The sequence below is a fragment of the Embleya sp. NBC_00888 genome, from assembly GCF_045207655.1.
Lineage (GTDB): Bacteria > Actinomycetota > Actinomycetes > Streptomycetales > Streptomycetaceae > Embleya.
Map to the genome: position 1 here is coordinate 2050317 of NZ_CP108784.1, position 25015 is coordinate 2075331.

At 71.3% G+C, this 25015-nt stretch carries 17 protein-coding genes; 10 read left to right on the forward strand and 7 right to left on the reverse strand.

The window, feature by feature from the left end:
• Positions 1-814 precede the first annotated feature (814 nt).
• A complete protein-coding gene (locus tag OG948_RS08050) occupies positions 815-1912 on the forward strand; it encodes an ABC transporter ATP-binding protein (protein WP_406295004.1) in 1098 nt (365 codons plus the stop codon).
• Positions 1913-2069: 157 nt separating this feature from the next.
• Here the strand turns inward: OG948_RS08050 and OG948_RS08055 are convergent, their stop codons facing one another.
• A complete protein-coding gene (locus OG948_RS08055; RefSeq protein WP_406295006.1) occupies positions 2070-6332 on the reverse strand; it encodes a helix-hairpin-helix domain-containing protein in 4263 nt (1420 codons plus the stop codon).
• A gap of 932 nt (positions 6333-7264) precedes the next feature.
• Between OG948_RS08055 and OG948_RS08060 the strand changes: the two genes are divergently transcribed.
• Positions 7265-8794 (forward strand): ISL3 family transposase, encoded by a 1530-nt coding sequence (locus tag OG948_RS08060; RefSeq protein WP_406295008.1) that lies wholly within the window; start codon positions 7265-7267, stop codon positions 8792-8794.
• Between the two features lie 185 nt (positions 8795-8979).
• On the opposite strand, the gene OG948_RS08065 is transcribed toward OG948_RS08060, so the two are convergent.
• Entirely contained in the window at positions 8980-9960 is a 981-nt protein-coding gene (locus OG948_RS08065) for an aldo/keto reductase (protein WP_395863504.1), read from the reverse strand.
• Between the two features lie 464 nt (positions 9961-10424).
• Here OG948_RS08065 and OG948_RS08070 point away from each other — a divergent pair, with 464 nt between their 5' ends.
• Positions 10425-11474: an LLM class F420-dependent oxidoreductase gene (locus OG948_RS08070; protein ID WP_406295010.1), complete on the forward strand. Its 1050-nt coding sequence runs from the start codon at positions 10425-10427 to the stop codon at positions 11472-11474.
• A 279-nt stretch (positions 11475-11753) separates the two neighbouring features.
• Here OG948_RS08070 and OG948_RS08075 read toward each other — a convergent pair whose 3' ends face one another.
• Entirely contained in the window at positions 11754-12377 is a 624-nt protein-coding gene (locus OG948_RS08075) for a hypothetical protein (protein WP_406295012.1), read from the reverse strand.
• 380 nt (positions 12378-12757) lie between these two features.
• Positions 12758-13732 carry a magnesium/cobalt transporter CorA gene (corA, locus tag OG948_RS08080; protein ID WP_406295013.1) on the reverse strand — a complete coding sequence of 325 codons (975 nt, stop codon included), beginning with the start codon at positions 13730-13732 and terminating at the stop codon, positions 12758-12760.
• A 712-nt stretch (positions 13733-14444) separates the two neighbouring features.
• Here corA and OG948_RS08085 point away from each other — a divergent pair.
• From OG948_RS08085 to mshC, 4 genes are all read left to right on the forward strand, one after another.
• Entirely contained in the window at positions 14445-15170 is a 726-nt protein-coding gene (locus OG948_RS08085; RefSeq protein WP_406295015.1) for a histidine phosphatase family protein, read from the forward strand.
• Between the two features lie 309 nt (positions 15171-15479).
• Positions 15480-16049 carry a DUF3090 domain-containing protein gene (locus OG948_RS08090; RefSeq protein WP_395863494.1) on the forward strand — a complete coding sequence of 190 codons (570 nt, stop codon included), beginning with the start codon at positions 15480-15482 and terminating at the stop codon, positions 16047-16049.
• Positions 16046-16867, forward strand: coding sequence for an SCO1664 family protein (locus OG948_RS08095; protein WP_406295017.1), 822 nt, complete (start codon positions 16046-16048; stop codon positions 16865-16867). Before OG948_RS08090 ends, OG948_RS08095 begins: the two co-directional genes overlap by 4 nt.
• A gap of 256 nt (positions 16868-17123) precedes the next feature.
• Positions 17124-18350, forward strand: a complete 1227-nt coding sequence (gene mshC / locus OG948_RS08100; protein WP_406295018.1) for a cysteine--1-D-myo-inosityl 2-amino-2-deoxy-alpha-D-glucopyranoside ligase — start codon at positions 17124-17126, stop codon at positions 18348-18350.
• 506 nt (positions 18351-18856) lie between these two features.
• Here mshC and OG948_RS08105 read toward each other — a convergent pair.
• Positions 18857-20113: a class I SAM-dependent methyltransferase gene (locus OG948_RS08105; protein WP_406295019.1), complete on the reverse strand. Its 1257-nt coding sequence runs from the start codon at positions 20111-20113 to the stop codon at positions 18857-18859.
• A gap of 517 nt (positions 20114-20630) precedes the next feature.
• On the reverse strand, positions 20631-21509 hold the full coding sequence (locus tag OG948_RS08110) for a TIGR04222 domain-containing membrane protein (protein ID WP_406295020.1): 879 nt from the start codon (positions 21507-21509) through the stop codon (positions 20631-20633).
• Between the two features lie 340 nt (positions 21510-21849).
• On the opposite strand from OG948_RS08110, the gene OG948_RS08115 reads away from it, so the two are divergent.
• From OG948_RS08115 to OG948_RS08125, 3 genes are all read left to right on the forward strand, one after another.
• Positions 21850-23178, forward strand: coding sequence for a M20/M25/M40 family metallo-hydrolase (locus OG948_RS08115; RefSeq protein ID WP_406295022.1), 1329 nt, complete (start codon positions 21850-21852; stop codon positions 23176-23178).
• Between the two features lie 201 nt (positions 23179-23379).
• Positions 23380-23619, forward strand: coding sequence for a chaplin (locus tag OG948_RS08120; protein ID WP_406295023.1), 240 nt, complete (start codon positions 23380-23382; stop codon positions 23617-23619).
• Between the two features lie 430 nt (positions 23620-24049).
• On the forward strand, positions 24050-24664 hold the full coding sequence (locus tag OG948_RS08125; protein ID WP_406295024.1) for a chaplin: 615 nt from the start codon (positions 24050-24052) through the stop codon (positions 24662-24664).
• 85 nt (positions 24665-24749) lie between these two features.
• On the opposite strand, the gene OG948_RS08130 is transcribed toward OG948_RS08125, so the two are convergent.
• Positions 24750-24935 carry a DUF5703 family protein gene (locus tag OG948_RS08130; RefSeq protein ID WP_406295026.1) on the reverse strand — a complete coding sequence of 62 codons (186 nt, stop codon included), beginning with the start codon at positions 24933-24935 and terminating at the stop codon, positions 24750-24752.
• Positions 24936-25015 lie beyond the last annotated feature (80 nt).

Consider the following 25015-nt stretch of genomic DNA (forward strand, 5'->3'; position numbering starts at 1 on the left):
CACGCAGCGTTGCTCCCGCAACGACGCAAGCGAACCGTCATTCGGTGCCCGGCATATCGCCACCGTGGATGACACCCCCTCACTCGATGGAGCACCGACGCGCCCCCTTCACCACACCGGATCCGCCCGCCCGACCCCCGGCACCGGCAGCAGCGCCCGTCCGCCCGCCCGCGCAGGAGAGTTCAGCCCAAACAAGGCACATCCGCCCCGGCCAAGCGGCGGCCGGCTGCCCATGCGCGGGCGGCCGTACGCCCGCCCGTCGAGCCGTCACACACGCCACCAATCGACGCAGGGCTGACGTCCACGCGGTATCAGGTAGCCATCCATCGACACGCGAAGGCGACTGTGAGACAGAGATGTTCGACGCGCGGGCGACCGTCCGTCCCCGGCCCTCCGTCCGTGGCCCTCCGTCGCACGGCCCCCGCCCGCACGCTCGGCCGCCACATCCGGCAGCGGGAAGCCGAGCCGTCGTCGGACAAGGCCGTCAGCCGGCCTGGGCTCATGGCGGGCCCGCCAACCGACGCATCGACCCACCCATCGCGCCACCCACGCCGGTTCGACGTCAGGGGCATCGGCGCGCACGGCCGGGTGACACCTCCCTCGTCCGGCCCTGTGCCCACAGGGCCTTGCCATACCGCCGTGCCACACCGCCGTGCCGTACCGCCACTTGGCGCACGGCCGTCACCCGCGCGGGTGGCTCCCCCAGCGCGCCTTGAGCCGGCGCCGTACCGGGCCGCCCGGCGCCGGGCACGCTGAATCCCCCACTACCTCGGACCGTCCGGCACGTTCCTGCCGGGTGAGGGGACACGACCACATGGCCACCGTCACGTTCGACCGCGCCACCCGCCGGTACACCAAGGGCGACAGGCCCGCCGTCGACAACCTCTCGCTCGACATCGGCGACGGGGAATTCCTGGTCCTGGTCGGCCCGTCCGGCTCCGGCAAGAGCACCGCTCTCCGCATGCTCGCGGGCCTGGAGGACGTGAACTCCGGCACAATCCGGATCGGCGACCGCGACGTCACGAACCTCGAACCCAAAGAGCGCGACATCGCGATGGTGTTCCAGAACTACGCGCTCTACCCGCACATGACAGTGGCCGAGAACATGGCCTTCGCGCTCAAGATCGCACACCAGTCCAAGGACGAGATCGCCCGGCGGGTCACCGAAGCCGCGAAGATCCTCGATCTCACCGAGTACCTCGATCGCAAGCCGAAGGCCCTGTCCGGCGGCCAGCGCCAACGCGTCGCGATGGGCCGCGCGATCGTACGCGAGCCCCGCGTATTCCTGATGGATGAACCCCTGTCCAACCTCGACGCCAAGCTCCGCGTCCAGACCCGCATCCAAATCGCTGGTCTACAAAGGCGGTTGGGTACGACGACGGTCTACGTGACGCACGATCAGGTCGAGGCGATGACCATGGGCGACCGCGTCGCCGTACTCAAGGACGGCATCCTCCAGCAGGTCGCGACACCGCGCCAGATGTACGGGCGCCCGATCAACGTATTCGTCGCCGGCTTCATCGGCTCACCGTCGATGAACCTGATCGACGCCGAACTGACCGAGGGCGGCATCCGTTTCGGCGACGTCCTGGTCCCACTCACCCATGAGGCGCAGGCCACCGCCCGGGCCGAGAACGCCGACCGAATCACGATCGGCGTCCGTCCCGAACACCTTGAGGTCACCTCTGGCACGGACGCGCGCGGCCTGGCCATCACGGTCGACGTCGTCGAGGAACTCGGCTCCGACGCCTACGTATACGGCACCGCCCAGGTCGGCGGCACGCCCACCACACTGGTCGTCCGCGTCGCCGGGGCCAATGTTCCCCAAAAGGGCGAGACCCTGCACCTCACCCCTCGCGCCGACGAGATCCACAAGTTCTCGAAGTCCACAGGCGAACGCCTGGCCGACTGACCCGACTCACTCCCCCACCCGGCCCCTCCCCGCATCCTTTCCGACCCCTTCACGCATCCGCCCCGGCGCCTTCTCACACCGGCCCGCCCCGTCAACGCGAACCCGCGTCCGAACCGCCATCCCGCACGGCCCGGACGCGGGGTTCACGGATGCCGGCTCAGCCCGCCGCCTCGCGCAATGCCTGCTGGAGGTGGGTGGTTCGCAGACGGGTCGGGTCGGCGGCGACTGCGGCAGCGAGTGCGGGGCCGGCCGCGTGGACGATCGAGACGTGGCGTTCGCCTCGGGTGACAAGCGTGTACATGAGGGCCCGGGTGTAGGCGTCGGCACCTTCGGTGGGAAGTACGACGACCGCCGCCGGGCGGCGGACGCCAAGGGATTGACGGGCCGTCAAGGCCCAGCCGTGACGCAGCTCGGCTCGCCGAAAGGCCTCCGGGGCCGCCCTGCCGAAGGCCACCACCACCCGGCCGTCGGGAAGCGCCTCGTGGACAATTCCCTGAACCACACCGCCACTTGCGTCGGGCATGGCCCGAATCACGCAGTCCCCGACGTCGATCGCGCCGGTCCCACTGTCGCCGGACACAGCGGAACTCCCCACCCCAGGGCCGGTTTCCCGACCGGGGTTGAGCCTGGCCTTGAGCGCGGCGTTCAGCGCGGTCGCGCCGGCAGGACCGGTCGCGAGGGGAGCGACCACGAGTACGTCCCCGGCCGCGATCCCGATCGCCCGAGGAATCGAGTCGGCGACCAACTGCGCGCACCGATGGGCGGCCTCCTCGCCGCTGTGGGCGGGGATCAGAACGACGCGACGTTCGGGATCCTGGATCGGAGGCAGCCGGCCGTCCCGAATGCCGTCGGCGAGCGCCGCCGGCGGATCGTCGGGCACCGTCGGAGCAACCAGGGCGCGGATCGCACCGGTGGCCGCAAGGTCGGTGAACACCCGTCCCGGACCCGTCGATTCGAGGCCGGCCGGGTCACCGGCCAACAGGAGCCTGGCGCCGTCGGGTACGGCCTCGAAGATCCCGGCGGCGGCGGTGACGTCGAGCAGCGTCGCGTCGGTGACGACGAGGAGGTCGAGTTCGAGGGTGCCGTCCGGGCCGCGCTCCATCCCGGCCAATTCCCGGAGTCCGACCACACCCGCGCCGAGTCGGTCCCGGCCGTCGATGGTCGGTGCGACGACGGCTACCCGCAATCCGGCGTTCCGAGCGTTCGCGGCGACGGTCAGGATCGCGGCCGGCGGTTCCTCGCCGGGGCCCGCGGCGTACAGAAGGACGCCGTTCGTACCCAGCGCGCGGTCGAGCTTGGTGTCGCCGGTCTCCGGCCACGGTTCGACGGTGGACATCAGCCGGACGACCGCTTCGGCAATAGCCTCCTCGGCAAGGGCGTAATCGTCCAGGGCGAGCAAGACGCCGCCCACGGCGGCGAGTTCATCGGGTTCTTCGAATCCTTCGTCGAAATCCGCATCGAAGTCGTCGGCGGATTCGCCGATTTCGTCGAAGTCGCCGTCATCCTCCGCAAGCCCTGCCGGTGCTGCGGCGAAAGCCATCACGCGGCCCTCGGCGAGTATGGCCCGCAGCGCGGTATCGGGATCACCGACCTCGAAGTGCGCGAGCGCCGCGCGGGCGGCATCGGCCTCGATCGCGGTATCGCCCTGTCGAGCGGCCCGCCGCAGCAGCCACAACACGATCGCGCGCACCCGCCGAGGATCGTCGGCGATCCATCCGGCGCCGAGCGCCCCGCGGGCAAAAAGGTCGGCCTGCTGAGGGGCGATCCCGGGCACCGCGAGCAGTGCCCACGGATCGGCCGCCAACGTCTCCGCGGCCTCGCTGCCCAGCGCGGTGGCCACCTGCGGCGCCATCCGCTCGGGCGCCCCGGATGCCACCAGGAGCCGGGCGACGTCGGCAACGACTGCGGCGAAGGGCCGCCGAGCCGGGTCGGGCAGCGGCGGTGTCGGCGCTGTTGTCGGCGCACCCGCCGCGGTTACCGCAGACGCAACTACATCCGCGCCGCCTCCGATTCCGGGCCCTACCCAATCACCACCACCGCCGACATTGTTGTCGCCACGCGAACTCGGCCGACCAGCTCCGCCCCCCGAAGCCGGGCCGGCGTGCGCCTCCGCCCCACCCCCTGGTTGCCACCGCTCTCCACTCGGAGCACCGCTCTCCCGCCCCGGCCATCCTCTGCTCTCGCTGGTCCCCGAACCACCGAGAGCACCGCTCTCCCGCCCCGGCCCTCCTCTGCTCTCGTTCGTCCCCGAACCACCGAGAGCACCGCTCTCGCTATCCGGCATCGGCACCGCGCCGCCGGCACCCGACTTCTCGAGAGCACCGCTCTCCGTTTTCGGATCGAGCATTGCGTCTGGGTGTGAGTGGGCGCGGGGATCGGGGCCGGAACCAAGACCGGTGCTGCGACCGCCGGTGCCACCTGGGGCAGGGCCGTTAGCAGCGTTGGAACGGAAGGCGGAGCCGGAGCCCGTGTCAGGACCGTGGCCAGCGTCGGAACGAAGGTCCGGGCCGGGGGCGGAGCCCGAATCGGAGCCGAGGTCAGGACCCGGGCCGGAGCCGGGGCCGGGGCCGGGGAGGGGGCGGGGGCCGGGACCCGAGCCGAGGTCAGGGCCGGGGCGGGGGCCCGGGCCGGAGACGGGGTCAGGGCGGGGGCCCGGACCGGAGCCGAGATCAGGGCCAGGGCCGGGGCGCGGACCGAAGTTGGGACCCAAGCCGGGGCCCGAGCCGAAGTCAGAATCGGAGACAGGGCCGGAGCCCGAGTCAGGGTCGAGGCTGGAGTTGGGGTTGGGCTTCCCGCCGGGATCGACCCCCGGTCCGGGGTTGCGGTCGCGACCGGAATCGGAATCGGGACCGAGGTCTGCCGAATGAAGAGCACTGCTCTCGGCTGGCGATTCCGGCGCGTCGCTCACACCGCCGCGACCGTCGAGAGCGCTGCTCTCGATCCTCGGCTCGGATTCGTCACGCTCGCCGCCCGAGCCGTCGAGAGCAGTGCTCTCTGCTTCTCGATTCGGGATCGAGCCGACTTCGATCGAATCAGCGTGAGCACTGCTCTCGTTTTCCGAGATTGCCTCAGAAGCGGTTGAAGCTTCGAGAGCAGTGCTCTCGGGATCCGGGCTCGATGTCGCTACCGGGCGGTTTCGGCAGGCGAGAGCGCTGCTCTCGGCATCCGACTTCGGCTCACCGCGATCAGCCGCCGAATTATCGAGAGCAGTGCTCTCAAGGTGGCGGTCTTGCACTTCGGCGGATTCGCCACCAGCAACCGAGGCCGATGTTGCACCAGCGATCTCCGACAAGGCGAGAGCAGTGCTCTCGGCGAGGGGACCCTGTCCCTCAACCGGCCCGTCATCGGCGGCGGGGGGCGAAGGTGGGCCCACAGCATCCGCAGCGGCGAGAGCAGTGCTCTCGGTTGTTCCGGTTTGCGTCCCACTGGACTCATCGCCGACAGGCGCGGCCAGGGCTGCGTTCGCGACATCAGAAGAGGCGAGAGCAGTGCTCTCGGCGAGGCGGCCCTGCGCCCCACCCGTCCCGTCCCCGGCGGCCGGGGACGGAGGTGGGCTCGCAGCGTCCGAACCAGCGAGAGCAGTGCTCTCCGCGAGGCGGCCCTGCGCCCCGCCCGTCCCGTCCCCGGCGGCCGGGGACGGAGGTGGGCTCGCAGCGTCCGAACCAGCGAGAGCAGTGCTCTCGGTGGATCCGTTTCGCGCCGCGTTCGGGTCGTTGTCGGCCGGTGGGGCCGCGGGTGGGTTGGTGACGGTCTCAGAGGCGAGAGCGGTGTTCTCGGCGGCGTGATTTGGCGCTGCGGTGGGGGTGTTGTCCGTGGTCGAGGCCGTGCGTGAAGGGTTGTGAGCGGTGCTCTCGGTGTGTGCGGTTGGTGGCAGTTCGACGTCGCGCACCGGGCGGGAGTGGAGAGCAGTGCTCTCATCGTTGGTCGATGATGCGTCGGTGGCGTTCTCCTCGCGCGCGGCGGTTTCGGCGGCGGCAAGGGCTGCCGCTTCGGCCGCTTCGGCGGCCAACGCGCTACGTCTGCGGGCGCGCTCGGCGCCGTCCCCGTGTGGGGTATCGATGTGGTCGACGCCGCCGACGACTGTTGGGGCTTCGCCGCGCGCCAGTCTTGCGAGTTGATCGCGTAGGAGGGCTACCGGGTCAGGCTTCGGACGGGCATCAGGGGCATCGGTCGAGGCGGCCTCCGGGTTCGAGAGCGCGGAGTCGACGGTCCGGGACGTTCCCTTGCCGCCGGATCGGCCTTCTGCATCGCCTCGTTCGTCGGCCTTGGGCTCGACGGCGTCCTGCGGGCCGCTCTCCATGTCGCCGTCGTTCATGCCGACACCACCTGCACCACCAACGCCACCCGTACTCACGTCAACCACACCCGACCCAAACTCGTTCGCTCGAACGCCCCGAAACACCACCGGCCACGCCGGCATCACCGACCCGCACCGGGATCGATGGTCCCAAACTGCCTCACCCCACCCTCCCGACGCCTCCCGCCGCACCGAAGGCCCGGCCCAACACGTACGAATCCGCCGGACGCTCGGCCGCCACCTCGACTGGCCGAGACCGCCGACGCCTCAGCAACGTACCTACGGCCTACCTCACGCGCGGGACGCACCCGGCCTCCGATCCAGGCGAGGCAGGCCCTCGGCGTGCCCCCCGGTTCCGCCGACGCCCAACCCTGCGGCCCTGGCGATGGGCCCTCGCCGGGCGACGAACCGGGCCGACCCCCGCCCCGACGCCCCGCCCCGGCGTCGGCGCCGGCGCCGATGCCGATGCCGATGCCGATGCCGATGCCGATGCCGATGAAAGAAGCCAAGCCTGATGCCATCAGCGCTTCAAGTGGCCCGCCACCCCGCGCGTCAACACGCCCGCGCCACCTCGCTTCAGCGAAGCCGAAACGCACTGCAACCCCGCTCCTCCAGCCACCCCGACCACCGCCGCCACCCCGAGCCCGGCTCTCGCTGGCGTACCTCGTCCGACCCGGCCCAGCCACCCGGACCACCCGGCCACCCCGCGCCGGCGCGCGCCGACCGACACAGCCCAGCCCGGCCCGGCCCCGTACCGGCCGCCGCGCACCGGTAGGGCGTCGATCCAGCCCGGCTCTCGCCCGCGTGCCTCATCCGACCCGGCCCAGCCACCCGGACCACCCCGCGCCGGCGTGCGCCGACCGACACAGCCCAGCGCGGGCCGGCCCCGTAGCAGCCACCCCGCGCCGGCGTACCTCGTCCGACCCGGCCCACCCCCGGACCCGGCCACCCCGCGCGGATGTGTCTGAAAGTTGGCTCTTACAAGATTTTCGTAGCCGGTGATCGCCAGTGCCCGCAGGGCGTGACACCGGGGCCGCGCGGCGAGATGCTACGGGGTGTCTGACGAGGTTTTGGACGTGTTGCTGCCGCAACTCAAGACGGTGGTGGCCGAGTTGGTCGAGGCGGTCGACGGTGTGGTGGTCGTGACCGCGCGAACGCGTGGCGGTCCGGCCCCCTGTACGGGCTGCGGGCGGTCCTCCGACTGGGTGCACAGCCGCTATCAGCGGCACGTCGCCGACGAGGCGGTCGGCGGTCGGCCGCTGCGGATCGACCTGACGGTGCGCCGGTTGTACTGCGAGAACCCGGACTGCCCGAAGGCCACCTTCGCCGAGCAGGTCGACGGGCTGACGCGGCGCTACCAGCGGCGCACCCCGGCCCTGCAGCGGATCGTCGACGCGGTGGCCGTGGCGCTGGTGGGCTCGGCCGGGGCCCGCCTGCTGGGCGTGCTGCACCATGTGCTGTCCTGGGCGAGCGTGCTGAACTGCCTGATGCGGATCACCGTGCCGGACCGGCCGACCCCGCGGGTGCTGGGCATCGACGAGTTCGCACTGCGGCGCGGCCACCGCTACGCCACGATCCTGACCTGCGCCGAGACCGGAGAGCGGATCGACGTGCTGCCCGACCGGAAGAAGGAGACGGTCGTGGCGTGGCTGGCCGGGCATCCCGGGGTCGAAGTGGTGTGCCGGGACGGGGCGGGCGGCTTCGCGCAGGCCGTCACCGACGCCGACCCCACGATCGTGCAGGTCGCGGACCGCTGGCACCTGTGGCACGGGCTGGCCGAAGCGGCCCTGAAGGACGTCGGCGCCCACAGCGCCTGCCGGGCCAAGTACGGTCCGCCGCTGCGGGAGGGCAAGCGCGCGGAGACCACCCGGGAGCGCTGGCGGCAGGTCCACGCGCTCCTCGACGCCGGCGTCGGACTGCCGGAGTGCTCCCGCCGCCTCAACCTCGCGCTCAACACCGTCAAGCGCTACGCGCGCCACACCGAGCCCGACCACCCGGTCAAGGCCCCGCAGTACCGGCCCACCCTGATCGACCCCTTCCGCGACCACCTGCGTCGACGCCGGGACCAGGACCCGGCCGTCCCCACCACCCACCTCCTGGCGGAGATCCGGGAACTCGGCTACAGCGGCAGCGCCAACCTTCTGGTCCGCCACATCACCCAGGGCCGCGTCGAGGCCGACCACGCCCGCCTGTCCCCGCGCCGCGCCACCGGCCTCCTGCTCACCCACCCCGACCACCTGGACGAGGACCGGCGCACCCTGCGCGACCAACTCGCCGGAGCGTGCCCGGAGATGACCACCCTGGCCGACCTGATCGGCGGCTTCGCACACCTGCTGGATCCGGCCCCCGGCAACGCCACCGCACTGACCGGCTGGATCACCCGCGTCCGCGCCGCCGACCTGCCCTTCCTGCACTCCTACGCCACCGGCCTGGAACGCGACCGCACCGCCGCCGACGCCGCCCTGACCCTGCCCCATCACAACGGGCGCACCGAGGGCGTCAACAACAAGATCAAACTGCTCAAGCGGCAGATGTACGGCCGCGCCAAACACCCGCTCCTACGCCAGCGCATACTGCTCAGCTGACATCCGACCGAGACGATCACCGGCTACGAAAATCTTGTAAGAGCCAAGACGCTGACATGCCCACCCCGCGCCGGTGCGTGCCGACCGACGCAGCCCAGCGCGGGCCGGCCCCGTACCGGCCGCCGCGCGCGGGGCGGCGTCGATGTCGATGTCGGCTGGGCTTGATGGGTGTGGTTCGGGTGGGGTTAGGCCTGGCTCCAGGTGTGGTCGGGGTAGCCGGTCATGGGTTGGGAAACGTCTTCGAGGGCGGAGCGGATCTCGGTGGGGAGGACGACTGCTTCGGCGGCCAGGGAGGCGCGGAGTTGGGTGGCGTTGCGGGCGCCGACGATCGGGGCGACGACGCCGGGGCGGTCGCGGACCCAGGAGAGGGCTACCTCGATGGGGGCGGCGCCCAGGCCGTCGGCGGCGGTCGCGAGGGCGTCGACGATGCGGCGGGAGTGGTCGTCGAGGTAGGGGGCGACGAAGGGGCCCATGTGGGCGGAGGCGCCTCGGGAGTCGGCGGGCATGGCGTGGCGGTATTTGCCGGTCAGGACGCCTCGGCCGAGGGGCGACCACGGGAGCAGGCCGACGCCCAGGTCGAGGGCGGCCGGCAGGACCTCGCGTTCGATGCCGCGTTGGAGCAGGGAGTACTCCATCTGGGTGCTGGCCACGACCACCCGGCCCGGGGCGGCGGACTGCCAGGTGGCCGCCTTCGCGAGTTGCCAGCCGCAGAAGTTGGAGACGCCGACGTATCGGGCCCGGCCGCTGGTGACCGCGAGGTCGAGTGCGTGCAGGGTTTCCTCGAGCGGCGTCGACGGGTCGTACGCGTGCAGTTGCCACAGGTCGACGTGGTCGGTGCCGAGGCGGGCCAGCGAGTGGTCGAGGGCTTGGAGCAGGTGTCCGCGCGATCCGTCGAAGCGGCGTTCGCTGTACGGCACGCTCGCGGCCTTGGTGGCGATGACCAGCTCCGAGCGCGGGATGTACCCGTCCAGGAGTCGGCCGATCATGTACTCGGCCTCGCCGTCCGCGTACACGTCGGCGGTGTCCACGAGGTTGCCGCCGGCGTCCAGATATGCCTTCATCTGGTCGGCCGCGTCGTGCTCGTCCGTGTCTCGTCCCCACGTCATGGTGCCCAGGCCCATGCGGGAGACCCGCAGGCCGGTGCGGCCGAGATGTCGCTGCTCCATGGCACCGGAGACTAGCCGTTCCCTCCCCTGCGCCGCCGTTGGCGGGGCCGTTCGGCGGTATGCCGGCCAAGCAGGTTACCGGCTGGTAGCTCACACGATATGGTCGGCCGAGGCGACCTGCTCGGCTTGCCCGGATCGTCCGGTGATTCGGCCGTGATTCGGGCGGTGATCGTCCGGTGATCCGGATGGTGAATCGGGCGGTGATCGCCGGGTGATTCGCTCGGTGATCCGGATGGTGAATCGGGCGGTGATTCGGCCGGTGTCGCGAGGACGGGATGCACCGACGGGCCCGCTCGATGCCGGACGGTACGCCGTCCGGGTATCCGTCGGGAAACGGTCGACAACGAGCACTAACAAGCGAAACCGAGCGGCAACGAACACCGCGACGTCAATACGAAAGCAACCGAACGCCGTCCAGGCGTGAGAGAGACGTCGGACAGACGTCGAACAGGGGGTCCGCGAATATGCGACTCGGTATCAACCTCGGCTACTTCGGCGCGGGCAACGACGCCGACAACCTGGCGGTGGCCCAGGAGGCCGACCGTCTCGACTACGCGGTCTGCTGGGCCGCGGAGGCCTACGGATCGGACGCGGCCACGGTGTTGTCCTGGGTCGCCGCGCAGACCACCCGGATCGATGTCGGCTCGGCGATCTTCCAGATCCCGGCCCGGACGCCCACCATGACCGCGATGACCGCCGCGACCCTGGACGTGCTCTCCAACGGCCGGTTCCGGCTCGGGCTGGGCGTATCCGGGCCGCAGGTGTCCGAGGGGTGGTACGGGGTCAAGTTCGACAAGCCGCTCGCGCGCACCCGCGAGTACGTCGAGGTGATCCGGAAGGCGATGCGCCGCGAGCGGGTCGACCACCAGGGCGCCAACTGGACGCTGCCGCTGCCCGGCGGCCCGGGCAAGCCGCTCAAGCTCACCGTGCACCCGGTACGCGAGCACATCCCGCTGTACATCGCGGCCGTGGGCCCGAAGAACCTCGAACTCAGCGGCGAGATCGCCGACGGCTGGCTCGGTGTCTTCTACGCGCCCGAGCACGCCGAGGAGTCGCTCAAGCACATCCGCGCGGGCCGGGAGAAGGCCGGCGCCTCGATGGCCGACTTCGACGTCGTGCCCACCGTCCCGCTCGTGGTCGGCGACGACCCGCGGCAGGCCGCCGACCAGGTACGCGGTTATGCCGCGTTGTACGTGGGCGGGATGGGCAGCCGGGACCAGAACTTCTACAACCGGCTCGCGGTCCGGATGGGCTACGAGGCCGAGGCCAAGGAGATCCAGGACAAGTTCCTGGCCAAGGACTACGCGGGCGCCGGCGCGGCCGTCCCGTACGACTTCATCGACAAGACCTGCCTGCTCGGCGGCAAGGAGCGGATCGCGGAGCGGATGCAGGCGTACGCCGACACGGGTGTCACGACGCTGACGATCGCGCCGAACGGCAACACCCTCGACGAGCGGATCGCGGCGCTGCGGCTCGCGGCGGAGGCGTTGGAGTTGTCGGGCACGGGGTCCTGAGGCGAGCGATCTACCGGACTTGGGGGTTTCGGGCGTCTTGCGAGTCTTGGGGGCCTGGGCGTCTTATGCGTCTTGCGTGACTGCGGTGGCTTGCGTGACTGCGGTGGCTTGCATGACTGCGGTGGCTTGGGTTGCTGCGATGTCCTGGACGTCCTCGGCGGGGACGGTCGACCCGGTCGATGATGCGGGCCGGGTCGAGTACGCCGGTCGGGTCGAGTACGCCGGCGGCGGGTTCCGCGATGTGGGGCCCGCCGCCTACCGGTGCGTCGTGCGCACTCGTCAGCGTGGGCCGGGTACGCGCGCCGCGATCACTTCGGCGAATTCCAGGAGGCGGCGGATCTGGCCCGGGCCGCCGTCCTCCAGCGACTTGCTGAACCGGTATGCCTCCTGCCGGAAGCGGCCGGTGGACGCGCCGTCCTCGCCGCGCACGGTGGCGATCTCCTGGAGGGTCGGCGTGGCCAGGAACACGAACGCGCCGCGCAGTTGCCGCCGTCCGTCGTTGTCGGTGCCCACCAGGGTCCGTATCCCGACGTGCGATACCGAGCCGAGCGGAATCACCTGCACGGAGGAGTCCAGCACCGTGCCGCCGGGGGCGGACGGGTCGGTCATGTCCTCGCTGTGCCAGAGGACGAGCCGCCGGTCGTCGCAGACCGCGGCCTCCTGCCATACCGAGGTGCCGTTCGCGTTGATGTCCACGACCCGCTCGAGGGTGAACCCGCGCACCGGGCGCCGGCCGAGCACCGAGCCCAGTGCCTCCATCGCCACGTCCGGGTGCAGCAGGTAGGACCGCACCGCGTCCTCGAGGTGGGTATGCGAGGACCAGTCGGCCCCGGCGGCTCCGGCCCCCGGAACCTGGGCCGGGCGCGTCCCCGATGTGCGCTGCCTGCCCGACTTGCCGAACATCCCCACCTGCTTCCGCCGCGTCTGTACAAGCAGAAGCCTACGAGAGTCCGGCGTGGGCGGCGCCAGGGTCCACCGCTTGATCGATCACAGAACGAAATCAGGCCGCGGCGGGGGAGTCCAGTGCGTCCCCGCCACGGCCGGTACAGAGGTCAACGACCGTACGCGGCAAAGGACACGAGCGACGGCCGCGGGGCGGAAGTGCGGGGCAGGAGAGCGGGGCGGAAGTGCGGGGCGGGAGAGCGGGGTGACGCGGCGGGCCGGGTCCGACGGTGCGGCGGGTGCGTTGATGGTGGCAGGTGCGCCGGCTGTGGCGGGCGTGGCTGTGGTGTGTTCGTTGGCTGTGGTGTGCATTGGTTGCGGCGGGTGCGCCGGCCGTGGCGCTACAGCCATCCGCTCTTGCGGAACATCCGACGCAGTACGAAGCACGAGGCCACCATCAGGGTGACCGCGCCCGGGTAGCCCCACACCGATCCGAGTTCCGGCATGTGGTCGAAGTTCATGCCGTACACGCCGGCGATCATCGTCGGTACGGCGAAGATCGCCGCCCACGCGGAGATCTTGCGCATGTCCTCGTTCTGCCGGACGCCCACCTGCGCGAGGTGCGCGCCGAGCACGTCGGACAACAAGCGGTCGAAGGACTCGATCTGTTCGGTGACCCTGGTCACATGGTCGGCCACGTCCCGGAAGAACGGGCGGGTCTCGGGGGGTACGAAGGCGACCTCCACCGTGGCCAGTTTCCGTATCGGCTCGATCAACGGCAGCGCGGCGCGCCGGCACTCCAGGACCTCGCGCTTGAGCAGATAGATGCGTTCGGCGTCGTTCTCGCGGCTGGGCGAGAAGACCCGCGCCTCCAACTCCTCGAGGTCGGTCTCGAGCTCGCCGGCGATGGCCAGGTACGCGTCCACCACGGCGTCGGCGACCGCGTACATCACCGCGCCCGGGCCGTGCTTGAGCAGTTCGGGCTGCTTCTCGACTCGGCGACGGACGGACTTCAGCTCCGCACCCGGCCCATGACGCACCGTCACCACGAACGAGTCGCCGACGAACATCATCAGCTCCCCGGTCTCCACGGAGGAGGTCTCGTCGTAGTAGTGCAAGGTCTTGAGCACGAGAAAGATCGAATCGTCGTACGTCTCCAGCTTGGGCCGCTGATGCGCGTGCAGCGCGTCCTCGACGGCGAGCGGGTGCAGCCCGAACTCGCTCGTCACCAGATCGAACTCACTCGGCGTCGGCTCGTGCAACCCGATCCACAAGAACGAGTCACCGACCCGCCGGGCCTCGTCCAAGGCATCCGAGAAGTCGGCGGGGCCTTCGGTCCGGCGGCCGTTGGTGTAAATGGCGCAGTCGACGATCACTGGGGCATTTTAGTTGTGACGGCTGCGGTGTCGGCTCGCGAGGCCGGATTTTGTGTGGGGGCCGAGTCGGGGGCGGGGCGGGGTGGGGCGGGGCAGGGCTTGGAGAGGCGAGTCGTGGGGTGGCGGGCCGGGAGGCCTGGGTCGCGAGAGTGGCGGACCGGGAGGCCCGAGTCGCGAGAGTGGCGCACCGAGACACCCGAGTCGCAAGAGTGGCGCACCCGGAGGCCCGAGTCGCGGAGTCAGCGGGCCGACGCGCCGGAGTCGTGTCCCGCGGCGTTGCTGCTTGTTGGGCGACTTCGTCGCCGGCTCGCGAGGCGCCGCTTTTTCTTTCCCCCGCAAGCTCCTCCAAGAAAAAGCGGCGCCTCGCTCGGGACGGTGTGTCCCTCCGCTTCGCTCCGGGTCACACCGTCCATACCTGCGGCTCCGCCGCTCTCCGCGCTTCGCGCGTCGATCACCGGGGGCGTGCTGGGTCGGGGGCGCTGACGCGCCAAACCGGAGCCGAAACCGGCGGCCCGGGGGCAGCCCGAGTCGTGTCGGCGGCCGATGTGCCGGCCGTGGTCGGGCTTGTCGGGGCTGCTGTGTGGGCCGGGCCGATCCACCTCCCTCGCCTCGGGCGCCCCGCCCCGCGCCCCCCTCCGGGGCCTCGCGCCGCATCCGCGACGCGCCCGGCCGGCGGAAGGGTGGGATTCCGGGGGCGCATAGGGTTGGGGGTATGACGACGGTGCTCTTTGTTCGGCACGGGCGGACCACGGCGAACTCCTCTGGGGTGTTGGCCGGTTGGACGCCGGGGGTGTTCCTGGACGATCGGGGCGAGGAACAGGCCGCGGCGCTGGGGCAACGGATTGCCGAGGTGCCGCTCGCGGCGGTGGTGACCAGTCCGTTGGAGCGGTGTCGGCAGACGTCCGAGGCGGTGTTGTCGGCCCGGGCCGGCACCAAGTTCGCGTTGGACGCCGGTGCGCAGGTGGACGAGCGGGTCGGCGAGTGTCGGTACGGCGACTGGACCGGGCGGGAGCTGAAGAAGCTCGCCGAGGAACCGCTGTGGAAGACCGTGCAGATGCATCCGAGCGCGGTCACCTTCCCCGGCCCGGGCGGCGAGGCCCTGCGCACCACGCAGGCCCGGGCCGTGGACGCGGTCCGGGAGTGGAACGAGCGGATCGCCGCCGAGCACGGGGCGGACGCGATGTACCTGGTCTGCTCGCACGGCGACGTGATCAAGGCCCTGGTCGCGGACGCGCTCGGGATGCACCTGGACCTGTTCCAGCGCATCCAGGTCGACCCGTGCTCGCTCACGGTGATCACGTACGGCGCACATCGACCGAGCGTCGGCCGGCTCAACGACACCGGCGGCTCGGTGGCCGGGCTGCTGTCGGCGCCCGACGGTCGGCACGCGCCCGCGTCGGGTGACGCGGTGGTGGGCGGCGGAGCCGGCGCGCCGTAGGGTGCTTGGGAGGGCGCACTCCCCCCGCGCGCCCTCGCCGACCCGGAGCGATTCCGCCGGGGCGGGATCACCCGGGCAAGATCGAACCCGTGGAAACGGGCAGGATCATCCGGGAATACCACTTCGGATCCGGCGGATATTACCGTGCGGGACCCGGATAGGCCCGATAAACGGATACGACCGTGTAGGACACCAGCCCGCACCACACCAGTTCACCGCTCGTCCCATCGACAGCCGACTTCCGAGACAGACCAGCCCCGAGACCGCCACCCACCCCGTCCCGCTCTCGACAGAAACACGGAGCAGCTCGTGCCCCGCCAGGTCTTCCTGTACGACCCCCCGGAGCGGTTCGTCGCCGGCACCGTAGGTGAGCCCGGCCAGCGAACCTTCTTCCTTCAGGCCTCCGCCGCCGGCCGCGTGACCAGCGTCGCCCTGGAGAAGACCCAGGTGTCCGTACTGGCCGAACGCGTCGACGAATTGCTCGACGAGCTGGTTCGCCGCACCGGCGGCGAGACCGCCGTACCGGCCGTGACGCCGACCGAACTCGAGGACTCCGGACCGCTGTTGCCGCCGATCCTGGAGGAATTCCGGGTCGGCACGATGGCGCTCGCGTGGGATGCCGACGACGAGCGTCTCGTGGTCGAGGCGCAGGCCCAGGTCCCCGACGACGACGCCCCCGAGGACACCCTGCTCGGCGATGACGACGACGAGGACGGCCCGCCGTTGCTGCGGGTCCGGCTCACCGGCGGTCAGGCCCGGGCGTTCGCCAAGCGCGCGCTGCTCGTGGTCGCGGCGGGCCGCCCGTCGTGCCCGTTCTGCGGGCTGCCGATGGATCCCGAGGGCCACATCTGCCCGCGCGCCAACGGGTACCGGCGTTGACCACGGTCCTCGACGCCGCCGCCGTCCCGGAGCTGTTGCGCCGGGGCGAGTTGACGGTGCAGGCGCGCCTGGAGGACGCCTCCAACGCGACGCTGTACTGCGTGGCCACGCTCGACGGGGTGTCGCTGCCCTGCGTGTGGAAGCCGGTCGCGGGCGAGCGGCCACTGTGGGACTTCCCCGACGGCACGTTGGCGGGGCGCGAGATGGCCGCGTACGAGGTGTCCGAGGCGCTCGGCTGGAACATCGTGCCGACCACCGTGTTGCGCGAGGGTCCGTACGGCACGGGCATGTGTCAGATGTGGATCGACCACAAGCCGGCCGACGACGAGCCGGAACCGGTGGCGATCCTGCCCGCGGCGGACCCGGGCCCGGCCTGGAAGCCGATCGCGCACGTGGTCGTCCCGGACGAACACGGCAAGGAGCAGCCCGCGCTGCTCGTGCACGCCGCCGCCGACGCACTGCGCCGGATCGCCGTCTTCGACGCGGTGATCAACAACGCCGACCGCAAGGGCGGCCACCTGCTGCCCGGCCCCGACGGGCACGTGTACGGGATCGACCACGGCATCTGCTTCCACGTCGAGGACAAGCTGCGCACGCTGCTGTGGGGCTGGGCCGGCGAACCACTGGCGGCCGACGCGCACGCCGCGCTGACGTCGCTGTCGGCTGAGTTGGCGGGTCCGCTCGGTGCCCGCCTGGGTGAGTTGATTACGCCGGACGAGGTGACCGCGACCCGCGAACGGGTGAGAGTTCTGCTCGCCGACGACCGGCTTCCGAAGCCGGATGGTCGCCGGCATGTGATCCCGTGGCCGCCGATCTAGCGTGATCGCCGATCCGACCGCGGCCGGCCTCGGGCTCGGCCCCCGGCTCGGGCGCGGCTCGGATGCCGGTTCGGATGCCGGTTCGGCGAAGACGTCCGAGGGGACGACGAAGTCGGAGGGGACGACGAGACGGCGTCCTCGACCCGAGCGTCGGACGACGACGCGGACCCCGACCGGGGCGTTGGGCGAAGACGCGGAAAATTGGTCCGCCAACCCTGGAAGATCTTCCACCCCTGCGGACGTTAGTCTCATACGTATGTATGCCTGGCCTGCACCCGAGCTCCCCGTTCTCCCTGGTCAGGGTGCGTCCCTGCGCGTGTACGACAGCTCCGTGCGCGATCATGTGACGATCACCCCGGGACCGGTCGCGCGGCTGTACGTGTGCGGCATCACCCCGTACGACGCGACCCACATGGGGCATGCCGCGACCTATGTCGCGTTCGACCTGCTCCAGCGCGTCTGGCGGGACGCCGGCCTCGATGTCGACTACGTGCAGAACGTCACCGACGTCGACGACCCGCTCCTGGAGCGGGCCGAGCGGGACGGGATCGACTGGGTCGAGCTGGCGCAGCGCGAGACCGCGCTGTTCCGTGAGGACATGACGTCGCTGCGGGTGCTCCCGCCCGCCAACTACATCGGCGTGGTCGAGGCGATCCCGCTGATCGTGCCGCTGATCGAGGATCTGATCGCGAAGGACGCGGCCTACTCGGTGGACGGCGACATCTACTTCTCGATCGTGTCCGACCAACGCTTCGGCGGAGTTTCCGGCTACACCGCCGCCCGGATGCTGGAGATCTTCGGCGAGCGCGGCGGCGACCCGGAGCGGACCGGCAAGAAGGACCCGCTCGACCCGCTGCTGTGGCGCGCGGCCCGGCCCGGCGAGCCGTCCTGGGACGCGTCGTTCGGCGCGGGCCGGCCCGGTTGGCACATCGAGTGTGTGGCGATCGCGCTCAAGTACCTCGGCATGGGCTTCGACGTGCAGGGGGGTGGCAGCGACCTGGTCTTCCCGCATCACGAGATGGGCGCGTCGCACGCTCACGTGGTCACCGGCGAGGTGCCGTACGCGAAGGCCTACGTACACGCCGGCATGGTCGCGCTCGACGGCGAGAAGATGTCCAAGTCGCGCGGCAACCTGGTGTTCGTCTCCAAGCTGCGCCGCGAGGGTGTGGACCCGATGGCGATCCGCCTGGTCCTGCTGGCCCACCACTACCGCAGCGACTGGGAGTGGACCGACGAGGTCCTGGCGGACGCCACCACCCGGCTCGCCATGTGGCGCGCGGCGGTCGGCCGGCCGGACGGGCCGGACACCACCGAACTGCTCGCCGGCATCCGCGAACGCATGGCCGACGACCTGGACGCTCCCGGCGCGCTGGCCGCGATGGACGCGTGGGCGGCCCGGCAACTCGCCGAGGGCGGCGACGACATGTCCGCTCCGGGCGTGGCCGCTCGCGCCCTGGACGCGATCCTCGGCGTGGCCCTCTGACCCTCGGGCCACCCGCCCGAGGGCGCCGCGAGCGCCGGACCCCGACGCTCGACCCGACGCCACACCCCGGCCGAACACCGCCACGGTCGCCCATCGCCGTCCCGGGCCGGTCACGCCCGGCCCGACCACCACACGACCGAAGCCCCGAGCACCACGAAGGCCCCGACCGGCAGTGCCCGGTCGGGGCCTTCGGGTGCGGCGAGTCGGGTGACCCCGGCTCCTCGCGGCGGACGTCGAACAGGTACCGCTCCGGCCGGCCACACCCCCGCGACGGCCGACCGGAACGGCTCCTCGTCCACGACCCCAGCAGATCACGCGGGCCGGTCCCGGCACTTCAGGGGAAGCCCTCACATTCCGAGGAGTGGGTGAGGGGTACCCGAGGGAGTCCGGGGCGGCCGGGCGTGAGCCGGGGTCGGACCGGCGCCCGATCGGGCCCGGTCACGCCGTCGACGACGGACGACGCACGCGGATGACCGATGTGACGGACTGTGGCGGACGACAGGCGTTCACGCCTCCATCAGCAGGTATTGCCGCACGTCCAGGTACCCGGACCGGAAACCGGCCTCGGACCAGGACAGATACAGGTTCCACATGCGCCGGAACACGCGGTCGAAGCCCAACGCGTCGACCTCGTCCGCGCGCCGGTTGAAGCGCTCGCGCCACAGCCGCAACGTCTCGGCGTAGTGCGGGCCGTACGACCTGCTGTCGGCGACCCGCAGCCGGGTGGCCGAAGTCGCCCTGCGGACCGCGTCGTCGGAGGGGATCAGACCGCCGGGGAAGATGTACTTGTGGATCCAGGTGTACGTGTCACGGCTCGCCACCATCCGGTCGTGCGGCATCGTGATCGACTGGAGCGCGACCCGTCCGCCCGGGGCGAGCCGTCGCTCCAGCACGCCGAAGTAGGTCGGCCAGTACTCCTCCCCCACCGCCTCGATCATCTCCACGCTGACGATCGCGTCGTAACTGCCGTCCACCCGGCGGTAGTCGCACAGTTCCACCTCGACCCGGTCCGCGAGGCCGGCCCGGGCGATCCGCTCGGTCACCAGGTCGCGCTGCTCGGCCGAGATCGTGACGGTGTGCACGTACGCGCCGCGTTCGGCCGCGCGCAGGGCCAACCCGCCCCAGCCGGTGCCGATTTCCAGGACCCGGGTGCCCCGGCCCACGTTCGCCAGGTCGAGCAGGAGGTCGATCTTGCGGTGCTGGGCCGCGGTCAGCGCGTCCTCCCCGGCCCTGGGCCCGCCGTCCGCGCCCTGCTCGAACACCGCCGACGAATAGGCCATCGTCTCGTCCAGGAAGGTCGCGAACAGCTCGTTCGACAGGTCGTAGTGCCGATGGATGTTGCGCTTCGCGCCCGAGACGGTGTTGCGCTGCGAGCGGGGCTGCCGGGGGACCACCACCGGGCGAAGTCGCTGGAGCGCGGGCGGGATCAGCGTGCCCACCCGGGACGCGAACACGGTCAACACCGCGGTCAGGTCGTCCGCCTCCCAGTCGCCCGCCTGATACGCCTCGCCGAAGCCGATCAGCGCGCCCGCGCCGACCCGATGGAAGAACGCGTCCGGTCGCACGATCCGCATCCGGGGCGCCGCCGCTCCCCCGTTCCCGAACACCGCGCCGTCGATCCACACCCGCAGCGGCAACCGCGCCACCGCCCGCTCGAACAGGAACCGGGCGGCCGCCGCACGCACCGGCCGCCTCGGCACCTGGGCCACATCGGGCCAACGCACCGGGTCGATCCGAGTCGGGGCAACCTCGATCACACTCAACGCAGACTCCCTCCAGTCCTGTATCGCACCACGGGCGCGCCGCGCGGCCACGGCCCGGGCAACCGGCGGTTCCGAGCCGCGCCGAGGTGCGGCGCCACCGGGTGACGCGGGGTTGGACCGAGCAGGGGTCGCACCGTGTATGGGCGCCGCTCCCCTCGCACCCGAGCCACAAACGGCCGCGCACCCGGATGGTGCAGCGTGACCGTCGGCGCCTGATTCCGCCCGACTCGGGCAGCACGGTGGGTGGTTGCCCGCACCGGGGAGGAACGGCGAAACGTAGAACTCCTTTTCGGGCGCGGCTCTTCCCGATCGTCGGTGGGAACCACGTATGCGCCTGCCGTCCGTGTGTGACGGGACAACACGAAGGCGGGACGAGACAACAAGACGAAGCGGGACGACGCGAAGCGCGAACAAAACTGGGTAAGACGACGCGAAACGGCATAACGCGAAAGCGGATCGGCCCGAAGGCCGATCCGCTCGCCACGCCCCACACCCGGTCCCACTCCCCGCGGGGAGGTCAGCCCCCGCAGCCCCCGCCGCCGCCACAACCCCCGCCACCACCGCAACTGCTGCCGCCGCCACAGCTACTACCGCCGCCGCCGTCGCCGCCACCGCCGCCACCGCTGCTGCCGCCGTAGGCCACCAGCGCGGTCCGGGCCTCCGGGTCCGGGTGCGCGGCCATGCCCAGGCAGGCGACCGCGAACAGACCCACCAACGCGCCGGAGCCGAGCAGGGCACCGGAGCGCCGGTCCGCCCGCAACTGCGTGGTCAACTCGCGCAGTGCCCTGCGGCCCGCCCCGGTGGCTCGCAAGGGAGCGCTCGTCAGGCCCGCGAGGACGAAGGTGAGCACCAACAGCGGGACCAGGAATACGACCGGCCTGCTGTGCGCCAGGCCGTTGACGAAGCGGGCGATGCCGACCAGCGCGAGCACCAGCATCAGCCGAGCCGGCATCTTGCCGATCCGACGGGCCAGCGGGGAGTGCACGAGCCCGCGCTCGACCAGGCTGCCCTCGATCTGCGCCATCATGCTGCTGCGCGACCAAGCCCGCAGCAGCGCGAATCGGGTGCCCCGGGTGGTGCGCAGGCAGTCCATCACGGCCGCCGCGACCGGCTCGGCCGGCCGTGATCCGGTGGCGACGGTGACCTTGCCGGCGCGCTGTACGTGTGCGTATCCCTCGGTGATCAGCGACGCCAGCGCGGTGTCGGCGACCCGCATCGACCCGCCCGCGAGGTAGGCGGCGTCGTACGCGCCCAGCGGCGCCCGGCTCGCCTGGCCGCGGGCCGCCCACGCCATCACGATCCGCAGCACGATCGCCAGGACGAACAGGCCGGCCAGGATCCCGCCGTAGAGCTTGAGGAATTCGGGACCGGTCAGGCCCCACGCGGTGCCGTTCATGTGACGTCCCTCCCGATGGTCCGACTCGCCGTTTTGGTCTGCTTGTTCATCCTGATCCGGAAGGTAGCAGCGGCTCGATCCACCCGGTCAGAGGCATCTCCCTACGTTCCGCGGAGGTCCTCGCCGCCGCCCCTACCGCGGCTCCTTCGCCGCCTGGTCGACGGCCCGTCGCGGCTCCTTCGCCGCCCTGTCGCCGCCCCGTGCGCGACCCGCTCGGCCGTCCCGTTCAACTGACTGGTCGTCAGAACACCGCCCGGGTCCATGCCGACCCCGCGTACGGGTGCAGGATGGTGGTACACCCGTACACACGTGCCGTTCCGCCTTTCCCGAGGAGCCCGTCATGACGGAGGCTGTCCGTCCCCAGCCCACCACCACCGCGGAGAACGAGGTCGTCGACCTGTGCCGCGATCTGATTCGGATCGACACGAGCAACTACGGTGACGGCTCGGGTCCGGGAGAACGCGCCGCCGCGGAGTACGTCGCCGAGAAGCTCGCCGAGGTCGGCCTCGAACCGAAGATCTACGAATCCGAGCGCGGCCGGGCCAGCACCGTCGTGCGGATCGAGGGCACCGACCGGTCCCGGCCGGGGCTGCTGATCCACGGTCACCTCGACGTGGTGCCCGCCAACGCCGCGGACTGGACCTACGACCCGTTCGCGGGCGAGGTCGAGGACGGCTGCGTGTGGGGCCGCGGCGCGGTCGACATGAAGGACATGGACGCGATGGTGCTCGCGGTGCTGCGCGACCGGGTCCGCACCGGCCGGCTGCCCTCGCGCGACATCGTGCTCGCGTTCGTGGCCGACGAGGAGGCCGGTGGCGTGTTCGGCGCGCGGCACCTGGTGAACAACCACGCCGACCTGTTCGAGGGGGTCACCGAGGGCATCGGCGAGGTGGGCGGCTTCTCCTTCACGGTCAACGACGATCTGCGCCTGTACCTGGTCGAGACCGCCCAGAAGGGCATGGACTGGATGCGGCTGATCGTGGACGGCACCGCCGGCCACGGTTCGATGATCGCCAAGGACAACGCGATCACCGAACTGGCCGAGGCCGTCGCCCGAGTGGGTCGCCACAAGTTCCCGATCCGGGTCACCAAGACCGTGCGCGCGTTCCTGGACGAGATCTCGGACGCGCTGGGCATCGAACTCGACCCGGACGACATCGAGTCCACCATCGAGCGGCTGGGCCCGATCGCGAGCATCATCGGCGCGACCATCCGCAACACCGCGCAGCCGACCATGCTGAACGCGGGATACAAGGTCAACGTCATCCCCGGGCAGGCCACCGCGCACCTGGACGGCCGGTTCCTGCCGGGCTTCGAGGAGGAGTTCCACGCCGAGTTGGACGCGGTGCTGGGCCCCCGGGTGCGCCGCGAGACGGTGCACACCGACCAGGCCCTGGAGACCGGATTCGACGGCGCGCTCGTCGAGGCGATGTCGGCCGCGCTGCGCGCGCACGACCCGGCCGCGCGCGCGGTGCCGTACTGCCTGTCCGGCGGCACCGACGCCAAGTCCTTCGCCGATCTGGACATCCGCTGCTTCGGGTTCGCGCCGCTGAAGCTGCCGGCCGACCTCGACTTCGCGGGCATGTTCCACGGCGTCGACGAGCGGGTCCCGGTGGACGGGCTCAAGTTCGGCGTGCGGGTGCTGGATCACTTCCTCGACAACGCGTGAGCGAACGGCGCGCGGTCGGGTCCGGGACGGCTCCCGGCACCCCGGCCGCACGCCGGTCGGGCCCGGAGCCCGGGCATTCACCGGGTTCGGGCCCGATCGAGTGAATACCTCGGCCCGCGCGTAGCCTGTGCCCGATCCCGTCGTTTCCCCTTGTGCGGCGCGCAAGCGCGTCGTGGTGTCGACAAGGAGGACGGAAGAATTATGAAGAAGATGGGCAAGGTCGCGTTCATCGTCGCGGCCGGCGGTGGTCTTGTGCTCGCCGGCGCCAGTGGCGCCATGGCGAACTCCGAGGCGGAGGGTGCGGCCGTCGGCTCCCCCGGTGTGCTGTCGGGCAACAACGTCCAGGTTCCGATCCACATCCCGATCAACCTGTGCGGCAACACCGTCGACATCATCGGTGTGCTGAACCCCGCGTTCGGCAACACCTGCATCAACGCCTGATCCAGGCCCACACGCTCGTTGGCGTGCGGACGGCCCCGAGACCCACGCGGTCTCGGGGCCGTCCCGCTGTGTGGTCGGTGCGGGTACGACCGGTTCCGGGCACCGCGCCGGACCACTCAGGTCCTCGCCGGGGTCACCCGGGCCGATCCCGGCGCTCCCCACGACGCCGCGCGGCGACCGCCGGCGGCCCCGCGACGGTGCTTCGCACCGGTGTTCCCGTGCTCCGGAGCGCGGTCGCCATCGGTCGACCAAGCGCCCGCCTGGGAATAAAGCGATCAAAAACGATCGGAATCCGGTTCCGGAGAATCCCGAAACTCAGCCGTACGAGCGAATCGACCCAACCCCGGTGACCTCCTGTGTCGGCTCTCGTTGACGTCCGTGCGGGGTCAACATCCCCCGCCCCTCGCGAGAGAGACACAGGGGTACCTACATGCACCAGCTCGCCAAGAAGGGGTTGTTGGTCGTCGTCGCCACCACGGGCGCACTCGCGTCCGCGGCGGTCGGCGTGGCCGGCGCCAGCAGTGGAGCCCAAGGTGCGGCGGCCGGCTCACCCGGCGTGGCGTCGGGCAACAACATCCAGGTCCCGATCCACGTCCCGGTGAATGTGTGCGGGAACACGGTGAACGTGGTCGGCGCGCTGAACCCGGCGTTCGGCAACAACTGCGTCAACGGGTCGCACCAGCCGCCCACCACGCACCCGCCGACGACGAAGCCCCCGACCACGAAGCCGCCCACCACCAAGCCCCCGACCACGAAGCCGCCGACCACCAAGCCGCCGACGACCAAGCCGCCGACCACCAAGCCGCCGACGACGAAGCCGCCGACCACCGGTGGCACCAGCGGTGGCACGACGGGTGGGGTCACGGGCGGTACGACCGGTGGCGACACCACGGGCACCAGCGGCGGCGGCACCGGCGGTTCCACGAACACCGCCGGCTCGCTCGCGCAGACCGGTTCGGACGCACTGGTGGTGGCCCCGATCGGCGCCGCGCTGCTGCTCGGCGGCTTCGTGCTCTACCGCCGTTCGCGCCCCGCGCAGGACTGAGCACGACGTACGCGACGCACGACCCGAGGACCGCTCGCCCCTGGGAGGACAGGGGCGGGCAGTCCTCTTTTTCTGTGACGATCCGTCACATGGTGCGCATCTGCCGGATGATTCGGCGCCGCAGCACCACCCGGCGACTCCCGTCGCCGCGCAGGAGCAACCGATCCAGCTCCCAATACCCGTACTCCGCATGCTCGGTCAGGATCCGGCACGCGTCGGTGCGGGACGTGCCGCGCGGAATGTCCAGTTGCCGAAACTCGTAGTCCGCCATGTTTCCATTCCCCGGCGGCCGCGCCGAGGCGCGGTGACCGGCCTTTTGGTGACTCTCCGACTCCGCCATCAGTGAACCAT